Annotated in this window: 18 protein-coding genes; 7 read left to right on the top strand and 11 right to left on the bottom strand. The window is 71.4% G+C overall.

Annotated elements, in window-relative coordinates; all coding sequences use genetic code 11:
• The first annotated feature begins 101 nt into the window (after positions 1–101).
• Positions 102–899, top strand: coding sequence for a calcium-binding protein (locus AC2D9U_RS01410; protein ID WP_484745697.1), 798 nt, complete (start codon positions 102–104; stop codon positions 897–899).
• 90 nt (positions 900–989) lie between these two features.
• On the opposite strand, the gene AC2D9U_RS01415 is transcribed toward AC2D9U_RS01410, so the two are convergent.
• From AC2D9U_RS01415 to AC2D9U_RS01435, 5 genes are all read right to left on the bottom strand, one after another.
• On the bottom strand, positions 990–1976 hold the full coding sequence (locus AC2D9U_RS01415; RefSeq protein WP_484745698.1) for a branched-chain amino acid ABC transporter permease: 987 nt from the start codon (positions 1974–1976) through the stop codon (positions 990–992).
• 3 nt (positions 1977–1979) lie between these two features.
• On the bottom strand, positions 1980–2831 hold the full coding sequence (locus AC2D9U_RS01420; RefSeq protein WP_484747312.1) for a branched-chain amino acid ABC transporter permease: 852 nt from the start codon (positions 2829–2831) through the stop codon (positions 1980–1982).
• Positions 2832–2927: 96 nt separating this feature from the next.
• Positions 2928–4178: an ABC transporter substrate-binding protein gene (locus AC2D9U_RS01425; RefSeq protein ID WP_484745699.1), complete on the bottom strand. Its 1251-nt coding sequence runs from the start codon at positions 4176–4178 to the stop codon at positions 2928–2930.
• Positions 4179–4256: 78 nt separating this feature from the next.
• Positions 4257–4949, bottom strand: a complete 693-nt coding sequence (locus tag AC2D9U_RS01430; protein ID WP_484745701.1) for an ABC transporter ATP-binding protein — start codon at positions 4947–4949, stop codon at positions 4257–4259.
• A 41-nt stretch (positions 4950–4990) separates the two neighbouring features.
• Positions 4991–5758 (bottom strand): ABC transporter ATP-binding protein, encoded by a 768-nt coding sequence (locus tag AC2D9U_RS01435; RefSeq protein ID WP_484745702.1) that lies wholly within the window; start codon positions 5756–5758, stop codon positions 4991–4993.
• Positions 5759–5964: 206 nt separating this feature from the next.
• Here AC2D9U_RS01435 and AC2D9U_RS01440 point away from each other — a divergent pair, with 206 nt between their 5' ends.
• Positions 5965–6825 (top strand): isocitrate lyase/PEP mutase family protein, encoded by an 861-nt coding sequence (locus AC2D9U_RS01440; protein WP_484745703.1) that lies wholly within the window; start codon positions 5965–5967, stop codon positions 6823–6825.
• Between the two features lie 26 nt (positions 6826–6851).
• On the opposite strand, the gene AC2D9U_RS01445 is transcribed toward AC2D9U_RS01440, so the two are convergent.
• The 4 genes from AC2D9U_RS01445 to AC2D9U_RS01460 are packed head-to-tail and all read right to left on the bottom strand — an operon-like array spanning position 6852 to position 13411.
• Entirely contained in the window at positions 6852–8804 is a 1953-nt protein-coding gene (locus AC2D9U_RS01445) for an alpha/beta hydrolase domain-containing protein (protein ID WP_484745704.1), read from the bottom strand.
• A gap of 22 nt (positions 8805–8826) precedes the next feature.
• A complete protein-coding gene (locus AC2D9U_RS01450; protein ID WP_484745705.1) occupies positions 8827–10623 on the bottom strand; it encodes a CocE/NonD family hydrolase in 1797 nt (598 codons plus the stop codon).
• Positions 10620–12191, bottom strand: coding sequence for an ABC transporter substrate-binding protein (locus AC2D9U_RS01455; RefSeq protein WP_484745706.1), 1572 nt, complete (start codon positions 12189–12191; stop codon positions 10620–10622). Before AC2D9U_RS01455 ends, AC2D9U_RS01450 begins: the two co-directional genes overlap by 4 nt.
• Before the next feature lie 38 nt (positions 12192–12229).
• Positions 12230–13411, bottom strand: a complete 1182-nt coding sequence (locus AC2D9U_RS01460; RefSeq protein ID WP_484745708.1) for an ROK family transcriptional regulator — start codon at positions 13409–13411, stop codon at positions 12230–12232.
• A 105-nt stretch (positions 13412–13516) separates the two neighbouring features.
• Between AC2D9U_RS01460 and AC2D9U_RS01465 the strand changes: the two genes are divergently transcribed.
• Complete coding sequence (locus AC2D9U_RS01465; protein WP_484745710.1) at positions 13517–14341, top strand: metallophosphoesterase family protein; 825 nt, start codon at positions 13517–13519, stop codon at positions 14339–14341.
• A 1-nt stretch (position 14342) separates the two neighbouring features.
• Here AC2D9U_RS01465 and AC2D9U_RS01470 read toward each other — a convergent pair whose 3' ends face one another.
• Positions 14343–14756 (bottom strand): GlcG/HbpS family heme-binding protein, encoded by a 414-nt coding sequence (locus AC2D9U_RS01470; RefSeq protein WP_484745712.1) that lies wholly within the window; start codon positions 14754–14756, stop codon positions 14343–14345.
• 59 nt (positions 14757–14815) lie between these two features.
• Complete coding sequence (locus AC2D9U_RS01475) at positions 14816–15475, bottom strand: DsbA family oxidoreductase (protein ID WP_484745714.1); 660 nt, start codon at positions 15473–15475, stop codon at positions 14816–14818.
• A gap of 74 nt (positions 15476–15549) precedes the next feature.
• Between AC2D9U_RS01475 and AC2D9U_RS01480 the strand changes: the two genes are divergently transcribed.
• The 4 genes from AC2D9U_RS01480 (at position 15550) to AC2D9U_RS01495 (ending at position 22180) form a co-directional block, all read left to right on the top strand.
• Positions 15550–16443 (top strand): polysaccharide deacetylase family protein, encoded by an 894-nt coding sequence (locus AC2D9U_RS01480; RefSeq protein WP_484745716.1) that lies wholly within the window; start codon positions 15550–15552, stop codon positions 16441–16443.
• 77 nt (positions 16444–16520) lie between these two features.
• Positions 16521–17252 (top strand): ImuA family protein, encoded by a 732-nt coding sequence (locus AC2D9U_RS01485; protein ID WP_484745718.1) that lies wholly within the window; start codon positions 16521–16523, stop codon positions 17250–17252.
• Positions 17249–18748 (top strand): Y-family DNA polymerase, encoded by a 1500-nt coding sequence (locus AC2D9U_RS01490; protein WP_484745720.1) that lies wholly within the window; start codon positions 17249–17251, stop codon positions 18746–18748. Before AC2D9U_RS01485 ends, AC2D9U_RS01490 begins: the two co-directional genes overlap by 4 nt.
• Before the next feature lie 144 nt (positions 18749–18892).
• Complete coding sequence (locus tag AC2D9U_RS01495) at positions 18893–22180, top strand: error-prone DNA polymerase (protein WP_484745722.1); 3288 nt, start codon at positions 18893–18895, stop codon at positions 22178–22180.
• Positions 22181–22182 lie beyond the last annotated feature (2 nt).

Here is a 22182-nt window from a genome sequence, read left to right on the forward strand (position 1 = left end):
GGGCCATGATCGCCGGCGCCGATGGCCGCGATAGGCAAGATCGATGTTCCCCCGGGAAGGCCTTCTCGATACGATGCGCCAACCATCCGGCAGGGGGCATCATGACCGAGGAACCGCACAAGAAAGCTGTGCAGCCGCTCACCACCTCCGACCTCGACAATGTCTCGGGCGGGTCATCCATGAACCCGCTCAACGCGATCCCCGATCTGGAATTCCTGACCGGCAGCAAGCCGGAGCCGACGACCTACACCATCTTCAACCCGGCCAATGTCACAAGCCTCTCCTCCATTCCCGTCGCGGTGTTCTTCCAGGGCGGCTTTGAGAACGATAGGCTCAGCCTGACCGAGCAGAACGACATTTTCTTCGCCAATCGGGGTGACGACTACGCCAATGGCGCGGGCGGGGACGATTTGCTGATCGGCGACGGCGTGCATACGGGCCTTTCAGGTCCGCAAGGCAGTACCGTGACCTTCAACCCCAACCAGTGGAACACCGCGCCGGGTGACGACACGCTGGTCGGCGGCGACGGCGCCGACACGCTGTTCGGCGACACCGAGCAGCAATCGGGCGTCGGCGGCGATGACTTCCTCGCGGGCGGCTACAATGACCGTGCGGGCGACCTCGCCTTCGGGGGCGGCGGCCAGGATACATTCTTCTGGGAGCGCGGCTCGGGCAACGACACCTTCCATGGCGGCGAAGGCACGGACACGCTGTGGGTGCACAATCTGTGGACCAGCGATACCGTGACCTATTCGATCAACGAGGGCACGCTGACCCACATCGGCGGTCGCGAATACGCCGTGCTCGACGCCGCCGGCAACCCCGTGACGTTCAGCGGCACGATCACCATCGGGGGCGAGACCATCACCTTCACCGGCCTCGAGCGCATCAAGTTCTAGAGCAGGAAATGCGTTCAGATGATTTCATCTGAACGCATATTGCTCTAGCGCGCGTGACGCGAGGCGAGCGGCCTCGCGCCACAGCTTAACCTACAGCTTCACCTTCAGGATGTTGCCGATCTCGCCCACCACGCCGCGCCGGAAGGCGAGCACGCAGGCGATGAAGATGACGCCCTGGATCACCAGCACCCAGGCGCCGAACTCGGCCAGGTAGTTCTGCATGGTGATGATCACGGCCGCACCGATGACGGGGCCGAAGATGGTGCCAAGCCCGCCGACGAGGCTCATCAGCACGACCTCGCCCGACATGGTCCAGTGCACGTCGGTGAGGGTGGCGATGTTGAAGACCAGCGCCTTGGTGCCGCCCGCGATGCCCGCCAGGCCCGAGGAGAGCACGAAGGCCAGCAGCTTGTAGTTCTCCACCCGGTAGCCGAGCGAGATGGCGCGGGGCTCGTTCTCGCGGATCGCCTTCAGCACCTGGCCGAAGGGCGAATGCACGATGCGGTGGATCAGCAGGAAGCCGCCCAGGAAGATGCCCGCCACCAGCCAATACATGGTGAGGTCGGCCGTGAGGTCGAAGATGCCGAACAGCGTGCCGCGCGGGATGGACTGGATGCCGTCCTCACCCCCGGTGAAAGGCGCCTGGAGGGCGAAGAAATAGACCATCTGCGCCATGGCCAGCGTGATCATGGAGAAATAGATGCCGGCGCGACGGATCGCGAGCCACCCGAAGGGCAGGCCAAGCGCGGCGCCCATCAGGCCACCCAGGGGAATGGCGAGTTCCGGCGGAAGGCCCCACGCCTTGGCGGTGTAGCCGGTGACATAGGCGCCCATGCCGAAATAGGCGGCGTGGCCGAAGCTCAGCAGGCCCGCATAGCCGATCAGCAGGTTGAAGGCGCAGGCGAAGAGCCCGAAGCACAGCACCTTCATCAGGAAGACCGGGTAGAGGATCATCGGGCTGATGACGATGAAGGCGACCATCGCCAGGAACGCGAGAGCCTGCGGGCGGGTAAAGCCGAACAGCGTCTGCTCCTCGGTGGCCGGCGCGGAACCGGCGCTGAAAGTGGCCTCGGCCATGGCTCAGGCCCTCCCGAACAGGCCGGCGGGGCGCGTGAGCAACACCACCGCCATGATGACGAAAACCACCGTCTGCGAGGCTTCCGGATAGACCACCTCGGTGATGCCCTGGATGAGCCCCAGCATGAAGCCCGTGACGATCGAACCCATGATCGAGCCCATGCCGCCGATGACAACCACGGCGAAGACGGTGATGATGAAATTGGCGCCCATGGCTGGGCTAACAGAATAGATCGGCGCAGCCAGCACGCCCGCGAAGGCGGCGAGTGCGACGCCCGCGCCATAGGTCAGCGTCATCATCCGCGGCACGTTGATGCCGAAGGCCTGGACCAGCTGCGGGCGTTCCGTCGCGGCGCGCAGATAGCTGCCGATCTTGGTCTTCTCGATGATCAGCCAGGTCGCGAGGCACATCAGGCTCGCCGCGATCAGCACCCAGACGCGGTAGCCGGGCAGGAAGAAATCGCCAAGTTCGAGGTCGAAGGTCGCGAATTCCGGCGGCGGCGCATAGCGCTGGCCGGAGGAGCCGAAGCTGTTGCGCAACAGACCCTCGATCACCAGCGCGCAGCCGAAGGTGAGCAGCAGGCCGTAGAGATGGTCGAGCTTGTAGAGCCGCGCGATCATGGTGCGTTCCATCACCACGCCCAGCGCGCCCACGATGAGGGGGGCGATCAGCAGCGCCGGCCAATAGCCGACGCCCAGATAGGCGAGCATCATCCAGGCGACAAAGGCGCCCAGCGTGAACTGCGCGCCATGCGCGAAGTTGATCACGTTGAGCATGCCGAAGATCACCGCGAGGCCCAGCGAGAGCAGCGCGTAGAAGGCGCCATTGATGACGCCCAGGATCACCTGCGGCATCACCAGCTGCAGTTCGAACAGAAGGTCTTCCACGTCGCTCCCGCCTCGATACGAAAGGCCGGGGAGGCCCTGCCCCCCCGGCCGGTCTTCAGTCCCTTACGAACGCGCCAGCGTGCAGCCGCCATCCGCCAGCGGGCGGAAGGCGTTGTTCGCATCGGTCGTGCCGAGCAGCTTGTAGTAGTCCCAGGCGCCGCGGCTTTCGGAGGGCTGCTTCACCTCGAACAGGTAGCAGGGGTGCAGCTTGCGGCCATCGGCGCGGATCGAGCCCTCGCCGAAGGCGTCGTCGGAGGTCGGCATCGCCTTCATGCGCGCGACCGCGTCGGCGCCCGAGGCCTTGGCAGCGGCCACGCCCATGTCGCCCACCGCCTTGAGGTAGTGCAGCACCGAGGCATAGCAGCCGGCCTGCACCATCGAGGGACGCACGCCGCCCGGCATCGGGCCCAGGCGCTGCGTCAGGCCACGGGTCTTGTCGTTCAGGTCCCAGTAGAAGGTCTCGCTGAGCACCAGGCCCTGCGCCACCTCGAGGCCGAGCGAATGCACGTCGGTGACGAAGACCAGCAGCCCGGCCAGCTTCACGCGGCCGCCGCGGGTGATGCGGAACTCCGCCGCCTGCTTGATCGAGTTGATCGTGTCGCCGCCGGCATTGGCCAGGCCGATCACCTGCGCGCGCGAACGCTGCGCCTGCTGCAGGAAGGAGGAGAAGTCGGTCGTGCCCGGGAAGGGCGTGCGGACCGACCCCATGATCTCCCCGCCCTGGGCGCGCACGAAGGCCGCCGTGTCACGCTCCAGCGCGTGGCCGAAGGCGTAGTCCGCCGTGATGAAGAACCAGGAACGCCCGCCCGCGCGCACCATCGCGCCGCCGGTGGACTGCGCCAGCATCCAGGTGTCGTAGGTCCAGTGGATGGTGTTGGGCGAGCAGGCCGAACCGGTGAGGTCCGAGGTCGCCGCGCCCGAGTTCAGGAACACCTTGTTGCGCTCGCGCACCAGGGTGTTCGTGGCCAGCGCCACGGAGGAGGTCGGCACGTCCACCACCACGTCGATGCCGTCGCGGTCGATCCACTGGCGCACCACGGTCGAGCCGACATCGGGGCGGTTCTGGTGGTCGGCCTGCACGACCTCGACATTCACGCCGCGCTGGGTGATGCCGCTTTCCTGGATGGCCAGGCGCACCGCCTGCGTCGAGCCGGGGCCCGACAGGTCGCGATACAGGCCGGATTGGTCGTTCAGCACGCCGATCCGGATGGTGTTCGCCTGCGCGCGCGCGCTGCGGAACGGCAGCCCGCCGAGGGCCGGCAGAAGGCCCGCACCGGCGGCGCCCTTGATGAGTGTGCGACGATCGAGGCTCATGGCCCGTCCTTCCCCTTGTTGCTCAACCAAAACTCCCCCCGGCCGACGGCAGGGAGGCATCCTACAACCCCGGCGCCGTCAGACGCTGAGGTAGTCGTGCAGCCGGTCGAGGCTGGAGGCGAGGTCCGCATTCGCCACCATATCCACGACACGGCCGTGTTCCATCACATAGTGCCGGTCCGCCACCGTCTGGGCGAAGCGGAAATTCTGTTCCACCAGCAGCACCGTGAAGCCGCGCGCCTTGATGTTGCGGATCATGGCGCCGATCTGCTGCACGATGACCGGCGCCAGACCCTCGCTCGGCTCATCGAGCAGCAGCAGCCGCGCGCCGGTGCGCAGGATGCGCGCGATCGCCAGCATCTGCTGCTCGCCGCCCGAGAGCTTCGTGCCCTGGCTGCGCGCACGCTCCTTCAGATTCGGGAAGAGCGTGTAGATCTCTTCGATGGTGAGGCCGCCCGGCGCGATCACCGGGGGAAGCATCAGGTTCTCGGTCACGTCGAGGGAGGCGAAGATGCCGCGCTCCTCCGGGCAATAGGCGATGCCGGTGCGCGCGATCAGATCGGGGCGCAGGCCGATCGTCTCCTTGCCCTCGAAGCGGATATGCCCGGTGCGGCGGCCCACCAGGCCCATGATGGAGCGCAGCGTGGTGGTCTTGCCCGCACCGTTGCGGCCGAGCAGCGTCACCACCTCGCCCGGATGGATGTCGAAGGACACACCATGCAGCGCGTGGCTTTCGCCATACCAGGCCTCGAGGTCGCGGACCTCCAGCATCGCGCCTTGCGCGTGGGTTGGCATCGCAGCGTCGGCCATGATCAGTGCCCCCCCGAGATGCCGGGATCGGTGCCAAGATAGGCGGCCTGCACCTCCGCATTGCCCGACACGGCGGCGTAGTCGCCCTCGGCCAGCACGCGCCCGCGCGCCAGCACGGTGATGGCATCGCACAGGCCGGAGACGACGGTCAGGTTGTGCTCCACCAGCAGCACGGTGCGGCCCTTCGCCACGCGGCGGATCAGCGTGATGATCCGGTCCACATCGGCATGGGTCATGCCCGCCGTGGGTTCATCCAGCAGCATCATCACGGGGTCTAGGGCGAGGGTGGTGGCGATCTCCAGCGCACGCTTGCGGCCATAGGGCAGTTCGCCCGCGGAATATTTCGCGTATTCGGTCAGCCCCACATCCTCGAGCAGTTCCATCGCCCGCGCATCATAGGTCTTGAGCAGCGTCTCCGAGCGCCAGAAATCGAAGGAGCCCCCGCGCTGGCGCTGCAGCGCGAGCCGCACATTCTCCAGCACGCTCAGATGCGGAAACACGGCCGAGATCTGGAAGGAACGCACGAGGCCGAGCCGTGCCACATCGGCGGGCTTCAGGGCGGTGATGTCGCGCCCGTCATAGCGGATCGAACCCCGGGTCGGCGGCAGGAACTTGGTCAGCAGGTTGAAGCAGGTGGTCTTGCCCGCGCCATTCGGGCCGATCAGCCCATGGATGGTCCCGCGCTTCACTCGCAGGGTCACGTCCGAGACCGCGGCGAAGCCCCGGAACTCCTTGGTCAGCCCCTCGGTCTCGAGGATCGAATCACTCACCCCCGAACATCCCCCTGCCCCGTTATGTTACAGCCGCAACGCCGATGTGCGTCCGGCGCATTCATGGCGGCTGTCCCGCCGCCGCGCAAGTCCGCCCATGCGCCCCTGCAACAAGGGCAAGCCTGCCCGGATGGGGGGGTGTGTCTTGCGGGGCCGGGCGGGTGGTGCCACTCCCTCTCCCTCCCGCCAGAAGCAATGGAAACACCATGCCGCGCCCCTCCCTTCGCCCCCTTCTCGCCCGCGGTCGCACGCTGGTCGCCCCGGGCGTCTTCGACATGATCTCGACCCATATGGCGAACCAGTACCCCTTCGAGGCCCAGTACATGACCGGGTTCGGCGTGGTCGCCTCCCATCTCGGGCTGCCCGATGCGGGGCTGGCCAGCTACACCGAGATGGTGGACCGGGCGCAACGCATCGCCTCCATGGCCAAGGCGCCGCTGATCGCCGATGCCGACACCGGCTATGGCGGGCTGCTCAACATCCGCCACACGGTGCGCGGCTATGAGGCCGCCGGCGTCGTCGCGATCCAGATCGAGGACCAGGAATTCCCCAAGAAATGCGGCCATACGCCGGGCCGGCGCGTGGTGCCGCTGGCCGAGGCCGTGCGGCGGATCGAGGTGGCGGTGGACAGCCGCAGCTCGGCCGACACGCTGATCATCGCCCGCACCGATGCGCGCACCGCCCTCGGGCTGGATGAGGCGCTGCGCCGTGCGGAGGCCTTCGCCAAGGCCGGGGCCGATGTCCTGTTCGTGGAAAGCCCCGAAAGCGAGGCCGAGATGGAAACCATCGGCCGGCACTTCCACCAGCCGCTGCTCGCCAACATGGTCAATGGCGGCAAGACGCCGCTGCTCTCCCGCGCGCGCCTCGCGGAGCTTGGCTATCAGATCGCCATCTGGCCGGCGGCCGGCTTCCTCGCCGTGGCCGCCGCCCTCGATGGCAGCTACCGCGCGCTCGCCACCACCGGCACCACCGAGGGCAGCGGCGTGGCGATGTACGACTTCAAGGCCTTCTGCGACATCCTGGGCTTCCCCGACGTGCACGCCTTCGAGAAGCGCTGGGCCGAGTAACCCAGGCCATCGTCACGGGCTGAACGTCACTGGCCGAGCTGGGCGAGCCGCCCGGCCTCGGCCAGGGCCACCGCGCGCGCGGCATCCTCGGGCAGCAGCAGCCGCTCGGCCACCATCCGCGCGGCGGCGGCGCGCACGGCGGCGACATAGGCCGCCGGGTCCGCATAGCGCTCCTCGATCGAGGGGCGCGGATCACCGGCCGCAAGGCGCTCGGCCCGCGTCGCGGCGAAGGGCACCACCGCGCCCTGCAGCGGGAAAAGCGTGCCCGCGCCATAGCCCTCGGCGCGCGGATTCCACCCCGTGTAGCTCGCGCGCGGCACGGCCAGGGGCAGCATCCTGATGCCGGCGAGCGACATGCCATCGGCATCGGCGCGCGGCACGAAGACCGGGTATTCGCCGATGAGGCGTGGCGGCATCACCGCCTGGTCGGAGATCGCGGCCCCCGTGTAGATCCCCGCATAGGGCAGGCCCGGAATGCCGGTCGGCACGGCCTGCGCGGCCGCCGCCAGCGTGCCATGGGCGAGCATCGGCACGCGGCTCGCGGGCGGCTCCACGCCCTCGGCCAGCCAGGCCTCCATCGCCACCAGAAGGGCGCGCATCGGCGGGCCGGCATGCATCGGGTTCACCGGCAGCGCCATGGTGGGCGCGCGGCGCATCACCTCGCCCGGCGCGGCGTAGTGCGGCGTGCCGGCGATCATGTAGGCGCGCACATCGGGCGGCAGGTCGATGTGGTTGCCCTGCGCATCGGTCACCAGCAGCGACCCGCGCGAGGCCCACCACTCATGCTCGCTGTCGGTCTGCATGACGCGCGGGCAGGTGCCGTTCAGCCGGCAGCGCAGGAACAGCCCGTCGCGCCGGCCTGACAGCGGATCCTCCGTCACCGCATAGGTGAAGGGGAAGGTATCGGCCTGCCAGGCGGGGTCCTGCGCGTGGCGTGCATTGCGGCCGGGCTGGGCGAAGCGGTAGTTGGTGGACATCCGCCGCGCGCCTGCGATGTGCGGGATCAGCCCGTCGAACACCACGCGCCCGCGCAGATCCTCGTTGAAGCCGAGCCAGAGGAAGTCGCGCAGGAAGCGCCCGGATTGCGAGACGCCGAAGCCGATGGAGCGGCTGACCATGGGTCGCCCCGCATGGGCCAGCGGGTTGGCCGCGCCCCCCTCGCGCCGCAGGAAGGCGGTCACGTCGCGCATCGCCGCGAAGCCGAGGCCGAGCACGATCGGATCGCGCGCCGTGTAGGTGACCTCGTAGAGCGCGGCGGCGTCGAAGCCGCTGGCCGGGCGCGTGATCTCCACCGTCTGCGGCCCGGTGGCGCGCACCGAGAGGCCGGGCGGCGTCTGGCGCGGCTCCGCCCAATGGCCGCGCACCGTGACGGCGAGCGGCGTGCCCTCGGCCATCGGCCAGGCGAGCGTGGCGGTGACGGGGTTGCGCTGATGGTCGAAGAGGAATTCGTCCCGCCCGGGCCCGGTGACGCCGGTCAGCACCGGCGCCGCGAGGGCAAGCTGGTTCGGGGCGGAGGGGATGCTCGCCTGCCAGCCGATCCAGGCCATGCTGTAGCCGCGCCCATGCAGGAAGCCGATGCCCGCATCGGCGGCCGCGCTGGCCCGGTTGGCACCAGGCTGCGCCACATCGTCGAAGAGCTGCGGGGCGAGCTTGGTGCCGCGGTTGGGCACATCGACCAGCAGCGTGCCATTGCCGCGCGCCGGATCGGCCGGGCGCAGCAGCACCACATCCGAGACCGCCTCCACGCGGCCCTGCGCGTTGCGCGGCGCGCGCTCGATGTCGGCGATCACGGCGTTGCGCGGATCGGCGGGGTCGAGAGCGATGGTGGCGCGCGCGGTGATGCGCAGATAGGGCCCGACCGCGCCGAAGCTGCGGCCCTCGAAGGCGGGCACGCTCTCCAGCACCTCGAAGCGGACCACCTCGGCCGCCGCGGGCAGTGCGACGGCGCCGAGGGCGGCCGCCAGCAACAGGTGACGCATGGACTTCCTCCGTGGCTTGTTCTTATATCGTTTCGATCAGCAGTCGGCTCGGGCGCGCGGCGTCCAGGAACAGCGTGTTGGTGGCGATGCGCGTCAGGCGCGCGAGTCCCTCCGCCTCGCCCGTATTCGGGTTCACATCGTATTTCGGAAAATTCGAGGAAGCGATGTCGATCCGCAGCCGGTGGCCGGGCGCGAAGAGATTGGCGATCGGCAGCGCGAGGCGCAGCCGCCGCACCTCCCCGGGCACGGCCAGGCGCGGCGCGGCGGGATCATCGGCGTAGCGCAGCCGCAGGATGGTATCGCCCAGCAGCATCGCATAGCCGCGCGGGTAATCGGCACTCGGCGGATGCACGTCGATCAGCTTGAGCGTGATGTCGGTATCCGGCGCGTCGGTGGCGATGAAGAGTTCGGCCGCGACCTCCCCCACCACCTGCAGCGGCGCGTCCAGCTTCGGGGTCTGGAAGACCAGCACATCGGCGCGCGAGGCCAGCGGCAGGAAGGGGGCCGCGCAGCCATGGAAGCCCGGCGCCTCCACCTGGTCGTGGCTGCCGGGCAGCGCGATGGGCTCCATGGAGGAGAAATTGCCCCCGATGCTCGGCACCGGCCGCGCCGGATCCGCCTGCCAGCGCAGCGGGGCCGCGCCCGCGGGGGGCGGCGCGGCGGCAAGGCTGCCATCGGCATGCAGATGCAGCGTGGCGGGCACGGCCTCGGGCAGCGGCCAGTCCGTGGCGCTGATCCAGCGCCCGCCATGGTCGAGATGACCCGCTTCCGTACGCCGCCCGCTGCCCCCGCCCATGACGAAGACGCGCACCGCGGGCTCGCCATCCGCGATGCCGCGCACGGCGTGGTCGAGGAAGCGCAGGCGATGGCGCGTCCAGTCGCCGGCCCAGGAATCGATCGGCGCCTCGGGGCCGAAATCGACATCGCCGAACACGTGGCCGCTGCGCATCCCATGCGTCCAGGGCCCCAGGATCAGCCGCTGCGCCCCGCGCCCGGCGCGCTTCAGGCCCCGGTAGTTCGCGATGACGGTGCTGGGATAGGGATCGAACCAGGAGGAGACATGCAGGCAGGCCGCCCGGCTATACGCATCGCGCGCGCTCTCGGCCCAGATGCCGTTGCGCTGCCAATAGGAATCGAAGGCGCCGTGCTGCCATTGCTCGAGCAGCACGGCCTCATAGACCGGGTGGTGGCGCAGCGGCGAATGGCCGGCGCGCCAGGGCAGGCGCGTGAGCCAGGCGGCGAGATCCTCGGCCTCGAGCGCCGCGCGCAGCACCGGGTCGGCCGCCGCCTCGGGGGAGCGCCGGGCCTCGTTGAAGGCCCAGGTCACCTGCTTCATCTCGAAGGCGCCGTTGTGGCGGATGGCGTTGCGCCAGCCATTGTCGAAGCCGCCCGAATCCATGATCTGCGCGACCAGCCCCGGCGGGTCGAGGCAGCCCAGCGCGGTCGCGGCATGCGCGCCATAGGACATGCCATGCGTGGCGATGCGCCCATCGCACCAGGGCTGGGCGAGGATCCAGGCGCAGCTGTCGAAGCCGTCCGCGCCCTCGTTCAGGTATTTCTCGAACACGCCTTCGGACTCGCCGCGCCCGCGGCAATCCTGCAGCACCACGGCATAGCCCGCCGCCGTGAAGGGCGCGGCGAGGCGCGGGCCATCCATCGGCGTGGGATCGGCGGCACTCACCTCCACCCGGCGCGGCGCGGCGCGGCCATAGGGCGTGCGCTCGAACAGCACCGGGAAGGGGCCCGCACCCGCCGGCAGATGCAGATCCGCGACGAGGCTCACCCCGTCGCGCATCCTCATGTGCAGTTTGACGCTCATCGCGCTATCCGCGCGAAACGCACCGAGGTCTCGTCGAGCATGTTGGCGTCATGCACCACGTCGCCGCGCGAGGCCCAGAAGCTCTTCTGCCAGATGAGCGGGATGATGCCCTGGTCCGCCATGGCGATGCGCGTGGCCTCGACCAGCAGGCGGTTGCGCTCATTCTCGTCGAAGACCTCGAGCGCCTTGCCGAGTGCGGCGTCGAAGGCCGGATTGGAATAGCGGCCGCGATTGACGCCCCCCATGCCGCGCGGCAGGTCGCGCGTGGCCAGCAAGCCGCGCAGCCCATCCGCCGAATGCGGGGAGGCGCTGTTGTAGGCAAACAGGAAGGCCGAGAAGCGCTGGTCCGTCGCCTGGCCGATATAGACGTTGAACGGCATGGTGGCGACGCCGTTCACCCGGATGCCGCCGCGCGCGAACATCTGCCCGATCGCCTGCGCCATCGCCGCATCCTGCGCGAAGCGGTTGTTCGAACTGTGGATGGTCAGCCCGAAGCCGTTGGGCCAGCCGGCTTCGGCCAGCAGCGCGCGGGCGCGCGCGGGGTCGAAGGGCATGGGCGTCAGGCTGGGGTCGTGCCCGCCCTGCCCCGCCGGCACGATCTGGCCCGAGGGCACGCCGGCGCCGGAGAGCAGCGTGTTCACCAGCGCCTCGCGGTTGATCAGCATCGACAGCGCCTGGCGCACGCGCGGGTCGCGCAGCGGGTTGCGCGCCATCGGCCGGCCTTCGGCGTCGGTCACGAAGGGGCTCTCATCGCGCGCGGAATCCAGCGCCATATAGGCCATGCGCGGCGTGACGGTGGAGGTCACGCGGATGCCGCGCTCGCGCTCCAGCCGCGCCACGTCGCCGGCCGGCACGCCATCGATCACCTCGACCCCGCCCGAGAGCAGGGCGGAGAGCCGCGCGGCGGGGTTGGTGATGAAGCGCACCGTCACGCGCTCGAACTCGGACGGGCCCCGCCAATGCTGGTCGAAGCGCGCAAGGCGCATCTGGTCGCCCGGCGTCCAGGAGACGAAGCGCATCGGCCCCGTGCCGATGGCCGCGCGCCCGACGTTGAAATCCGCCGTGCTCGCGCCTTCCGCCACGCGGCGGGAGGCGATGTAGACCTGCCCGATCTGCTCCAGCAGCAGGGGCGTGGGCAGGCGCGAGGTCACGCGGATGGTGTGCGGATCGAGCACCTGCATCGTCGCGATGTCGCCCACATTGCGCGCCCAGCTCGACGGGCTGTTCGGCACGTCCTTCGCGCGAGTCAGCGAGAACACCACATCCTCGGCGGTGAAGGCCGAGCCGTCATGGAAGCGCACGCCCTGGCGCAGCCGGATCTCCCAGGTCAGCGGATCCACCACGCGCCAGCTTTCCGCCAGGCCCGGGCCGATCGCCTGGTTCACGTCGAAGTTCAGCAGGCTGTCGTAGATGTTGCGCATGGTCGAGGCGTCGTTGCCCGCATTGTTGAAATGCGGGTCGATCGCCGCATGCTCGGCGACGCGGCCCATCACCAGGTCGCGCGCGGCGGCGGGCAGCGCCAGCAGGCTCGCAAGCAGGGCCAGCCCGGCGCGGTGCAGTCTCGGCATGTCGTTTCTCTCCCTTGGGTGGCGGTTCGGCGGTGGCGTCATCCGGCAAGGCGGGCCGCCACGCCGGCCAGCGGCGGCAACCCGCCCCGGCGCAGCAGGGCGTGGGTGGCGAAGGCGATGGCGGCGGCGGCGCCGCCACCCAGGACCGGCGGCACGAAGATCACCGGCGGCGTGCCGGGCGAGACGCCGCCGAACAGCGCGGCGTCCAGCCCCTCGGTCACGGCGTCGCGCAGCGCGGGCGGCAGGCTCGCGGGCCAGCCGCTCAGCACCACCTGCGCGCCGGGCAGCAGGTTCAGCGCATTGCCGATGACGAGCCCGACCTCGCGCAGCACGCGGCGCAGGGCGCGCGCACGGGCCGGGGTCAGGCGCACGCAGCCCGGCCAGTCCGGCCCCGCGGCGATCAGTGCGGCCTCCTCCACCGCGAAGAGCCGCGCGAGCGCGGTGGTGGAGGCGCTGGCCTCGAGGCAGCCCTGATGGCCGCAGCGGCACAAGGGGCCGCTGGGGTCGAGCACGACATGGCCGATCTCGATGGGGCGGATCGGGTCGCCCGCGCGCTGCGGCTCCAGCCAGGCGCCGCCCACGCCATGGCCCAGATGCACGAAGAGCCGCGGCGCGGCGTCGGCGGCCTCGCGCTCCGCCTGCAGGTGCAGCGCGGCGCGGGCGACGATGCTGCTGGCGGTCTCCACCGGCACCTCCGGAAAGGCGGCCGCGAGCCGGCCCTCCAGCCAGGCGGGGTCGAGGGCGAGGATGGGGTTGCGCGGCCCCGCCATGCCCCGGAAGCCCGGGATGGCGACGCCGATCTGGCGCGGCGTGACACCTTGCCGGGCGCACCAGGCGGCAAGGCCGGCGACCCCCTGCCCCAACACCGCCTGCACCCGCGCGGCGGGGGCCGAGGCCGGCAGGGGCAGGCGTTCGGCGTATTCCGCCGGGCCACGGGGCGGGGCGATGGCGATGTTCAGATGGTCCTGCGCGATCTCGATCCCGGCCAGGCGGAGATCCTTGCGCAGGGTGACAATTTGCGCGGGGCCGCCCGGATAGGGCGCGGGGCGGCGGATCTCCTCGACCAGCGCCTCCTGCTTCAGCTCGGCGACGATGCGGCTGATGCTGGCTTCGGTCAGGCGGCAGGCCTCGGCGAGGCGCGGGCGGAACAGGCCGCCGCTGGCGAGCAGGGCGCCGAGCACGCTGGCCCGGGTCTGGCGCCGTGTGCGCAGCTGCTCCACCTGCCTCCTCCTCATTCTTACGCTGTGTAAGGATGCTAGGCAGCGTGGCGCTGGCCGGTCAACCGCCCGCGCTTCTATCCTGGCCCACCGCGAAGGAGGCGAGGCGTGCCGACCATCCTGCAACTCAGCGACGCGCATCTCTCGCCGCGCAACGAGCTGTTCCGGGGCAACCTCGCGCTGATCCGCGCTCTGGCCGAGGCGGCGCCGCCGGACCTGACGGTGGCGAGCGGCGACATGTCGCTCGACGGCGCGGACCGGGATGCGGACATGGCCTTCGCGGCTGAACTGCATCGCGGCTTTCCCGGCCCGCTGATGGCCCTGCCCGGCAACCACGACACCGGCAGCCATCCGCGCACCATGCCGACCCAGCCCTTCGCGGATGAACGGCTCGCGCGCTTCCAGGCGCATTTCGGCGCCGGTCGCGGGCTGCACGACCTGCCGGGCTGGCGGATCATCGGCCTGAATTCGGAGGTGATGGGCACCGGCCACCCGGAGGAAGCGGCCCAGGCGCGCTTCATCATCGAGGCCGCTTCCGGTGCGGGCACGCGGCGCATCGCGCTGTTCCTGCACAAGCCGGTCTTCGTGACGACGCTTGAGGACCCGAACTTCGACTACTGGTCCGTCCCGCCGGCCGCGCGCGCCACCTTGGCGCCGCTGCTCGACCATCCCGGCCTTCGGCTGGTGGCCTCAGGGCATCTGCACCTGCACCACGCCTTCACGCGCGGCCGCGTGGCCTATGCCTGGGCGCCGCCGCTCTCCTTCGTCTGCGCGCCCGCGATGCAGGCGGGCCTGCCGGGTCTGCGCCATGGCGGGGCGCTGCTGCACCGCCTCCACGCGGACCATGTGGAGACGGTGCTGTTGCAGCCGAAGGGGCTGGAGGTGCCGCTGCTGGACGATGTCCTGCACCTCACCTACCCCCCGGCGGGATAACTCAGCTGCCGAAGACGGCGGCGATGGCGGCGGTGGCGACCTCGCGGTCCTGCTCACCCGTGCCCGAGCCGATGCCGATGCCGCCGATCACCTGGCCGTCGACGATGATGGGCATGCCGCCCTTGAGGTTGGTCACGCGCCCGCCGGTGGCGTGCGCCAGCTTGAAGCCGAGCTCGGCGTCGTTGTTGCCGGTGGGCTTGCCGGTCGCGGCTGCCGTCTCGGCCTTGTGCCGCGCGCTGTCGACGGAGAGCACGCGCCCGCCATCCATGCGCAGGAAGGCCATGAGGTTGCAGCCCTCATCGACCACGGCGATGCATTGCGGCTGGCCCATGGCGGCAGCCGCCTCGGCGGCGGCGGCGACCAGGCGCTGCGCGGCCTCGGCGGTCATCTTCAGGGCGGGGCGGGTCAGGGACATGGCGGGTACTCCGGTTGATGCGGCGCAACATGCCCGCGGCGCGCCGCGCTGCGAAGCCCTCAGCCTTGAACGACGGCAACGTCGAGCAGGCGTTCCAGCACCTCGGGCTCCTGCGCGCCGGCGATGGCGTGGCGGCCCTGCACCACGAAGCAGGGCACGCCGTTGATGCCCAGGCGATGGGCGCGGAGATTGTCGGCGTGCACGGCCTCGACCTCCTGCGGCCCGGCGAGGACGCGGCGGGTGGCCATGGGGTCCATGCCCAACCCGGCCGCGATGCCGGCCAGCACGGCATGGTCGCCGATATCCTGGCCCTCGCAGAAATAGGCGAGGAAGAGCGCCTCCACCGCATCGCTCGCCAGCCCGACCCGATCCGCCAGCCGCACCAGGCGATGCGCGTCGAGCGAGGCGGGGATGCGGCGGATGCGGTCGAAGACGAAATTGATGCCCTCCACCCGGCCGAGTTCGGCAATGGTGGCGTGCAGGCGCCGGGCCCGGTCCTCGCCGCCGAATTTCCGCAGGATGTAGTCCTGCCGCGGCACGCCGCCCGGGGCGATGTCCGGGTTCAGCAGGAAGGGCCGCCAGAGCAGGTCGGCGGCGATGTCCGGCCGCGCGCGCAGGGTCCGCCGCAGCCGGCGGATGCCGAGGAAGCACCAGGGACAGACCAGGTCGAAAACCACCTCGATCTGCAGCCGGGCGCGCGGGGGGGCGAGGACGTTCACATGGGCATCATAGCACCCTCGCCCGGTTGATGCAGCGGGGGCAGGATGTCGATGCGTCATCGCTGGAGTCCCGCATGAACACCCCCCTTCCCCCGTGGGAATGGCCCGAATCCCACTGGCGCCAGGCGGTGGGGCGCGTGCGCGCGGGCCGGCGGCTGCGCCCGAGCGCCTGGCCGGGGGGCGCGCGCTGCGCCGTCGCCCTCTCCTTCGATTGCGACCACGAGACCTTCGAGATGGGCGCGGGCAACCAGGCGATCGGGCGGCTCGCCTGGGGCGAGTTCGGGCGCCGTGTGGGGGTGCCGCGCATCCTCGCGCTGCTTGCGCGGCATGGCGTGCCCGCCACCTTCTTCTGCCCCGCCGTCGCCGCGCTGATCGGCCCGGAGGAGCCCGCGCGCATCGCTGCCGAGGGGCATGAGATCGGCATCCATGGCTGGATCCATGAGAACACCTCGATCCTGCCCGAGGCGGCGGAGCGCGAGTTGATGCTGCGTGCGCGCGACACGCTGGCGAAGCTTTCGGGCCGCGACCCGGTGGGCCATCGCGCCGCGCAATGGGACACGAGCCCGAACACCGTGGCGATCGTGCGGGAACTCGGCCTGCTCTACGACAGCTCGCTGATGGCCGATGAGGAACCCTATGAGCTGCTGCTCGACGGCGCGCCGACCGGGGTGGTGGAGGTGCCGGTGGAGTGGCTGCGCGACGATGCGGTGTATTTCCTGTTCAACCGCAACCCCGCGACGCGCCCCTACGCCACGCCGGAGGACGTGCTTGGCATCTTCATCCGCGAATTCGACGCGGCCTGGGCGGAGGGCAGCGTCTTCCAGCTGGTGATGCACCCCTTCGTCATCGGCTACCGCTCCCGCATCTGGATCCTGGAGGAGCTGATCCGCCATGCCCAGGCGAAGGGGGGTGTGTGGTTCGGCACGCATGAGCAGGTGGCGCGGCATGCGCTGGCCGAGGGAAGGTAGCGCCACAAGCCTCTGTAAATAAAGAACTTCGATAAGAGTTCTTGTTATGTTCTCTGACCTCGCCTATCTTGCGGGGGATGCAGAACGAGCCCTTTACCCCCCCTGAACCGGCGCTCGACCGCACCGCCATGCTGGCCGCGCTGCGCGCGCGGATGGCCCGGCTGGAAGGGGCGGCGCGCGCCGGCGCCGCGCCGGCCATCCCGATCTGCGACGCGCTGGACCTGCCCGGCGGCGGGCTGGCGCGGGGCGCGCTGCATGAGGTCCAGGCGGCCTCGCCCGGCGCGGGGGCGGGGTTCTGCGCCGTGCTGCTCGGGCGCAGCGGCGGCAGCGTGCTGTGGATCGCGACGGGGGAGGAAACAGCCTCCCCTTGGCCGCCCGGCCTCGCGCGGCACGGGCTCTCGCCCGCCAACCTCATCCTGGTGCGCGCGGCGCGGGCCGAGGACGCGCTCTGGGCCATGGAGGAATCGCTGCGCTGCCCGGCCGTGAGCGGCGCGCTGCTGGCGCTGGGCGAGGCCGCACGGCTCGACCTGACCACCACGCGCCGGCTGCAACTGGCGGCCGAGACGGGTGGCGGGCTTGGCCTGCTGCTGCGCCCGGCGCTGGAGCATGGCGAGCCCAGCGCCGCCGCCACGCGCTGGCGCGTCACCGGGCTGCAGGGGGCGGCGAGTTTCGCGGACCCGTCCTGGCGGCTGGAATTGCTGCGCGCCAAGGCTGGCAAGCCCGCCGGTCCCTGGGCCGTGACCTGGCGCGCCGCCGAGGAACGGCTCGACCTGGAGACGGAGGCCCCGGCGCTGGGACAGGTGGGATGACCCCGCGCTTCCTCGCCCTGCATTTGTCCGCATGGGGCACCGACCTGATCCGGCGTGCAGGGCCAAGGGGCGGGCCTGTCGAGGGCCCGCTCGCCACCTGGGCCGCGCCGCGCCAGCGCCGGGTGCTGGTGGCCGTCGATGCGGCCGCGGCCGCTTCGGGGCTCAGGCCCGGCCAGGCGCTGGCCGATGCGCAGGCCATCCTGCCCCAGCTGGTGCTGCACCCGGCCGACCCGGCGGGCGAGGCCCGCGCGCTGCAGGCCCTCGCCCTCTGGGCGCAGCGCTACAGCCCGCTGACCGCGCCCGACCCGCCCGATGGCCTGCTGCTAGATATCACCGGCTGCGCGCATCCCTGGGGCAGTGAGGCCGCCTTGCTCGCCGAAGCCCTGGCCCGATTGGCCCGCGCCGGGATCGCCGCGCGCGGCGCCGTGGCCGGGCACGCCGCCGCCGCCGCCGCCCTCGCCCGCTGCCGCGCCGATGCCCCCGTGATCGCGGCGGAGGAGAGCACCGAGGCCCTCGCCCCCCTGCCGCTCGGCCCGGCGCTGCGCCTGGACCCCGCGCAGGTCGAGGACCTCGCGCGGCTCGGCCTGCGGCGGGTGCGCGACCTGCTGGCCCTGCCGCGCGGGTCCCTCGCCCGGCGCTTCGGCCCGGCGCTGCTGGATCGGCTCGATGCCCTCACAGGCCAGCGCCGCGCGCCCTTCCGCCCCCTCGCCCCCCCGGCCGAACTCAGCGTCAGCCGCGACGTGCTGGAACCGCTGATCACCCGCGCGGGCATCGATGCCGTGCTGGACCGGCTGCTCGAGGCCCTCTGCGCGAAGCTGCGCGCCGCCGGGCGCGGGGCGCGGGAGGTCGCGCTGCGGGCCTGGCGCGTCGATGGCGCGGTGCAGGAAGTCACCATCGCCACCGGCCAGCCGAGCCGCGCGCCCGCGCATCTGCGCCTGCTCTTCCGCGACCGGCTGGAGGCGCTGGAACCCGGCCTGGGCTTCGAACGCCTGGCGCTGGAGGCCCGCGTGAGCGAGAGCATGGCCAGCGGCCAGCAGGCGAGCCTCGCGGTGATGGGGCGCCTGGCCGCGGAGGATGCGCCCGGCCTGGCGCAGCTGCTCGACCGGCTGCGCCAAAGGGTGCGCGTGCGCCGCGCCGCGCCGCGGCCGAGCCATTGGCCCGAGCGGATGGTGGCCCCCCTCGGCCCGCATGACCCCGTGCCGGCCGCCCCGCCCGGCTGGGTGACGCATGACGCGCCGGTGCTGCTGCTGCGCCGGCCTCGCCCGATCGAGGTGGTGGCCGCCGTGCCGGATGGCCCGCCGGCGCTGCTGCGCTGGCGCGGGGCGGCGCAGCGCCTGCGCGCCAGCCAGGGGCCGCGCCGAATCGCGCCCGAATGGTGGCAGCCCCCGCCGCTCCCGGCCGCGCGCGACTACCACCAGGTGGCGCTGCCCTGCGGCACGCGGCTGTGGATCTACCGCGACGGCCAGGCCTGGCACCTGCATGGGCATCTGCCGTGAAAAGCATTTCCGAAGGTCGGACTGGCGGCCCGCAGGGCCGAGCGGCCGAATGGCCGCCACGGCTTGTGCGGCGAAGCCAAGGGCCGCGGATGCGGCCCGCCCGGCGTTTGAGGGGCACGAAGGCTTTGCCTTCGGGCGCGTAAGATGACCGGCTATGCGGAGTTGGCGGCGCTCTCCAACTTCACCTTCCTCGACGGCGCCTCCCACCCGCATGAGCTGGTGGAGCGCGCCCGGAAACTCGGCCTCGCCGGGCTTGGGATCTGCGACGTCAACAGCCTTGCCGGCGTGGTGCGCGGGCATGTGGCGGCGAAGCAGGCGGGCCTGCCCTTTCGCGTCGGCTGCCGGCTGCGCCTCACCGATGGCAGCGCATGGCTCGCCTGGCCCACGGATCGCGCCAGCTATGGGCGGCTCACGCGCCTGCTCTCCGAGGGGCGGATGCAGGCCGAGGCCGGCGCCTGCACCATCACCCGGAATGCCATGGAGCAGGCCGCGCAGGGCTGGGTGCTGGCGGCCCTCCCGCCCCCCCGGCCCAAGGCCGACTTCGCCACGGGGCTGCGCGCCACGGCGCGCGCGCTGCGGGGCCGGCTCGCCCTGCCGCTGCTGCTCGCCGCCGATTGCCCGATGGCCGGCGACGACCAGGCGCGGCTCGACCTGCTGGCGTCGAGCGGCCTGCCGCTGCTGGCCTTCGGCGATGTGCGCTACCACCACCAAGCGCGCCGGCCCCTGGCCGATGTGCTCAGCGCCATCCGCCTCGGCTGCACCGTCGAGACGCTGGGCGAGGCGGCCGAGCCCAACGCCGAGCGCCACCTGAAATCGCCCGAGGTCATGGCGCGGCTCTTCGCCCGCCACCCCGAGGCCCTCGCCAACACGCTCCGCGTGCTGGAGGCCACCTCAGGCTTCACGCTGGATCAGCTGCGCTACGAATACCCCGACGAACTGCTGGAAGAGGGCCGCACGGCGCAGCAGACGCTGGAGGCGCGCTGCGCCGCCGCCCTCGAGACCCGCTGGCCCGGCGGCGCCTCGGAAGCGGTGCGCGCGCGCGTGGCGCATGAGCTGCGATTGATCGAGCAGCTCGGCTACGCGCCCTATTTCCTCACGGTGCATGAGATCGTGCGCTTCGCGCGCGAGCAGCCGAAGCCCATCCTCTGCCAGGGTCGCGGCTCGGCGGCGAATTCGGCCGTGTGCTACGTGCTGGGTGTCACCGCCGTCGATCCGGCGCAGCATGACCTGCTCTTCGAGCGGTTCATTTCCGCCAGCCGCGGTGAACCGCCCGACATCGACATCGATTTCGAGCATGAACGGCGCGAGGAGGTGATCCAGCACCTCTACCAGCGTTATGGCCGCGACCGGGCGGCGATCTGCGCCACCGTCATCCGCTACCGCGCCCGCAGCGCGATCCGCGAGGTGGGCCGCGCCATGGGGCTGAGCGCGGACATCACCGCGCGCCTCGCCAAGGCGAGCTGGGGGCCGGGGCGGATCCTCGACCTGCCCGAACTGGCCGCGCAGGAGGGCTTCGACATCACCGATCCGCGCCTGGGCCTCACGCTCGACCTCGCGCAGGAGCTCATCGACTTCCCCCGCCATGGCGCGACGCATGTGGGCGGCTTCGTCATCACGCGCGGGCCGCTGGTGGAACTCGCCGTGGTGACGCGCGCGGCGATGGAGGAGCGCACCATCCTCGAATGGGACAAGGACGACATCGACGCGCTGGGCATCCTCAAGGTCGATGTGCTGGGGCTGGGCATGCTCTCCTGCCTGCGGCGCGGCTTCGATCTGCTGCGCGGCCATGCACGGCGCGATCTCGACCTCGCCAGCCTGCCCAAGGAATGCCCAGAGACCTACGCCATGCTGCGCCGCGCCGATTCCGTGGGCGTGTTCCAGGTGGAGAGCCGGGCGCAGATGAACATGCTGCCGCGCCTGCGCCCCTCGACCTTCTACGACCTGGTGATCGAGGTCGCGATCGTGCGCCCGGGGCCCATCGCGGGCGACATGGTGCACCCCTATCTGCGCCGGAAATCGGGCCAGGAGCGGGAGGAATACCCCGCCCCCGCCCCCGAATTCGGCCCCCCGGACGAACTGCGCCAGGTGCTCGGCAAGACGCTCGGCGTGCCGCTCTTCCAGGAACAGGCGATGCGCATCGCCATCGTCGCCGCCGGCTTCACCCCCGATGAGGCCGACCAGCTGCGCCGCGCCATGGCCACCTTCAAGGCGCATGGCAAGGTGCTGCAATACCAGGAGAAGCTGGTCTCGGGCATGGTCCGGCGCGGCTATGACCGCGACTTCGCCGAGCGCGTCTTCAAGCAGATCGAGGGCTTCGGCAGCTACGGCTTCCCCGAGAGCCACGCCGCCAGCTTCGCGCATCTGGTCTATGCGTCGAGCTGGATCAAATGCCACTACCCGGGCGTCTTCGCCTGCGCGCTGCTCAACAGCCAGCCCATGGGCTTCTACGCGCCGGCGCAGATCGTGCGCGATGCGCGCGAGCATGGGGTCGCGATCCGCCCCGTCAATGTGAATGCCAGCGACTGGGACTGCACGCTGGAGCCCGAGATCGCCAGCGCCAACGGCTTGGCCTTGCGGCTCGGCCTGCGCCTGGTCACGGGGCTGCCGGCCGAGGAGGCCGCGCGCATCCTCGCCGTGCGGGAGGCGCGCAACGGCGCGCCCTTCGATTCGGTGGAGGATCTGGTGCGCCGCGCCGGGGCCGGGCGGCGCGCGCTGGATGCGCTGGCGGCGGCGGATGCCTTCGCGCCGCTCGGCCTGAAGCGGCGCGAGGCCGCCTGGGCGGCGCGCGGCATGGCGGGCGCGCCGCACGACCTGCCGCTCTTCGCCCAGGTGCCGGACCCGCTGGCCGATGAGCCGCCCCTGATGGCCGAGCCCCCGCCCGCCCTCGCGCCCCTCGCGGCGGGAGAGCAGGTGGTGGAGGATTACCGCACGCTGGGCCTGACGCTGCGCCAGCACCCCCTGGCCTTGCTGCGCGGGCGCCTCACGGCCCTCGGCCAGGCCGATACGCGCGCATTGCGGGAGGTCCGACAGGGCCGGACGCTCCGCCTCGCCGGGCTGGTGCTGATGCGCCAGCGGCCGGGCACGGCCAAGGGCGTGGTCTTCCTGACCGTCGAGGACGAGCACGGCGTGGGCAACCTCGTGGTCTATCCGGATGTCGCGCAGCGCTGCCGGGCGGCGCTGATCGGCGGGCGGCTCTTGCTGGCGGAAGGCCGGGTGGAGCGCGTGGTGGAACATGCCGAGGTGCCGATCACGCATCTGATCGTCCGCCACCTCACGGACCGCTCGGACCTGCTGGACGGGCTGCTGGAAGAGGGTGCGGCGGACAGCGCCTGGGCCGAGCGCGCCATCGGCCGGGCCGATGAGGTGCGCCGGCCCGATCCGGGCAACCGGGCACCGAAGGCGGCACTGCCCGGCAGCCGCGATTTCAGGTAGGC

The sequence above is a fragment of the Roseomonas sp. TF40 genome (assembly GCF_057219975.1).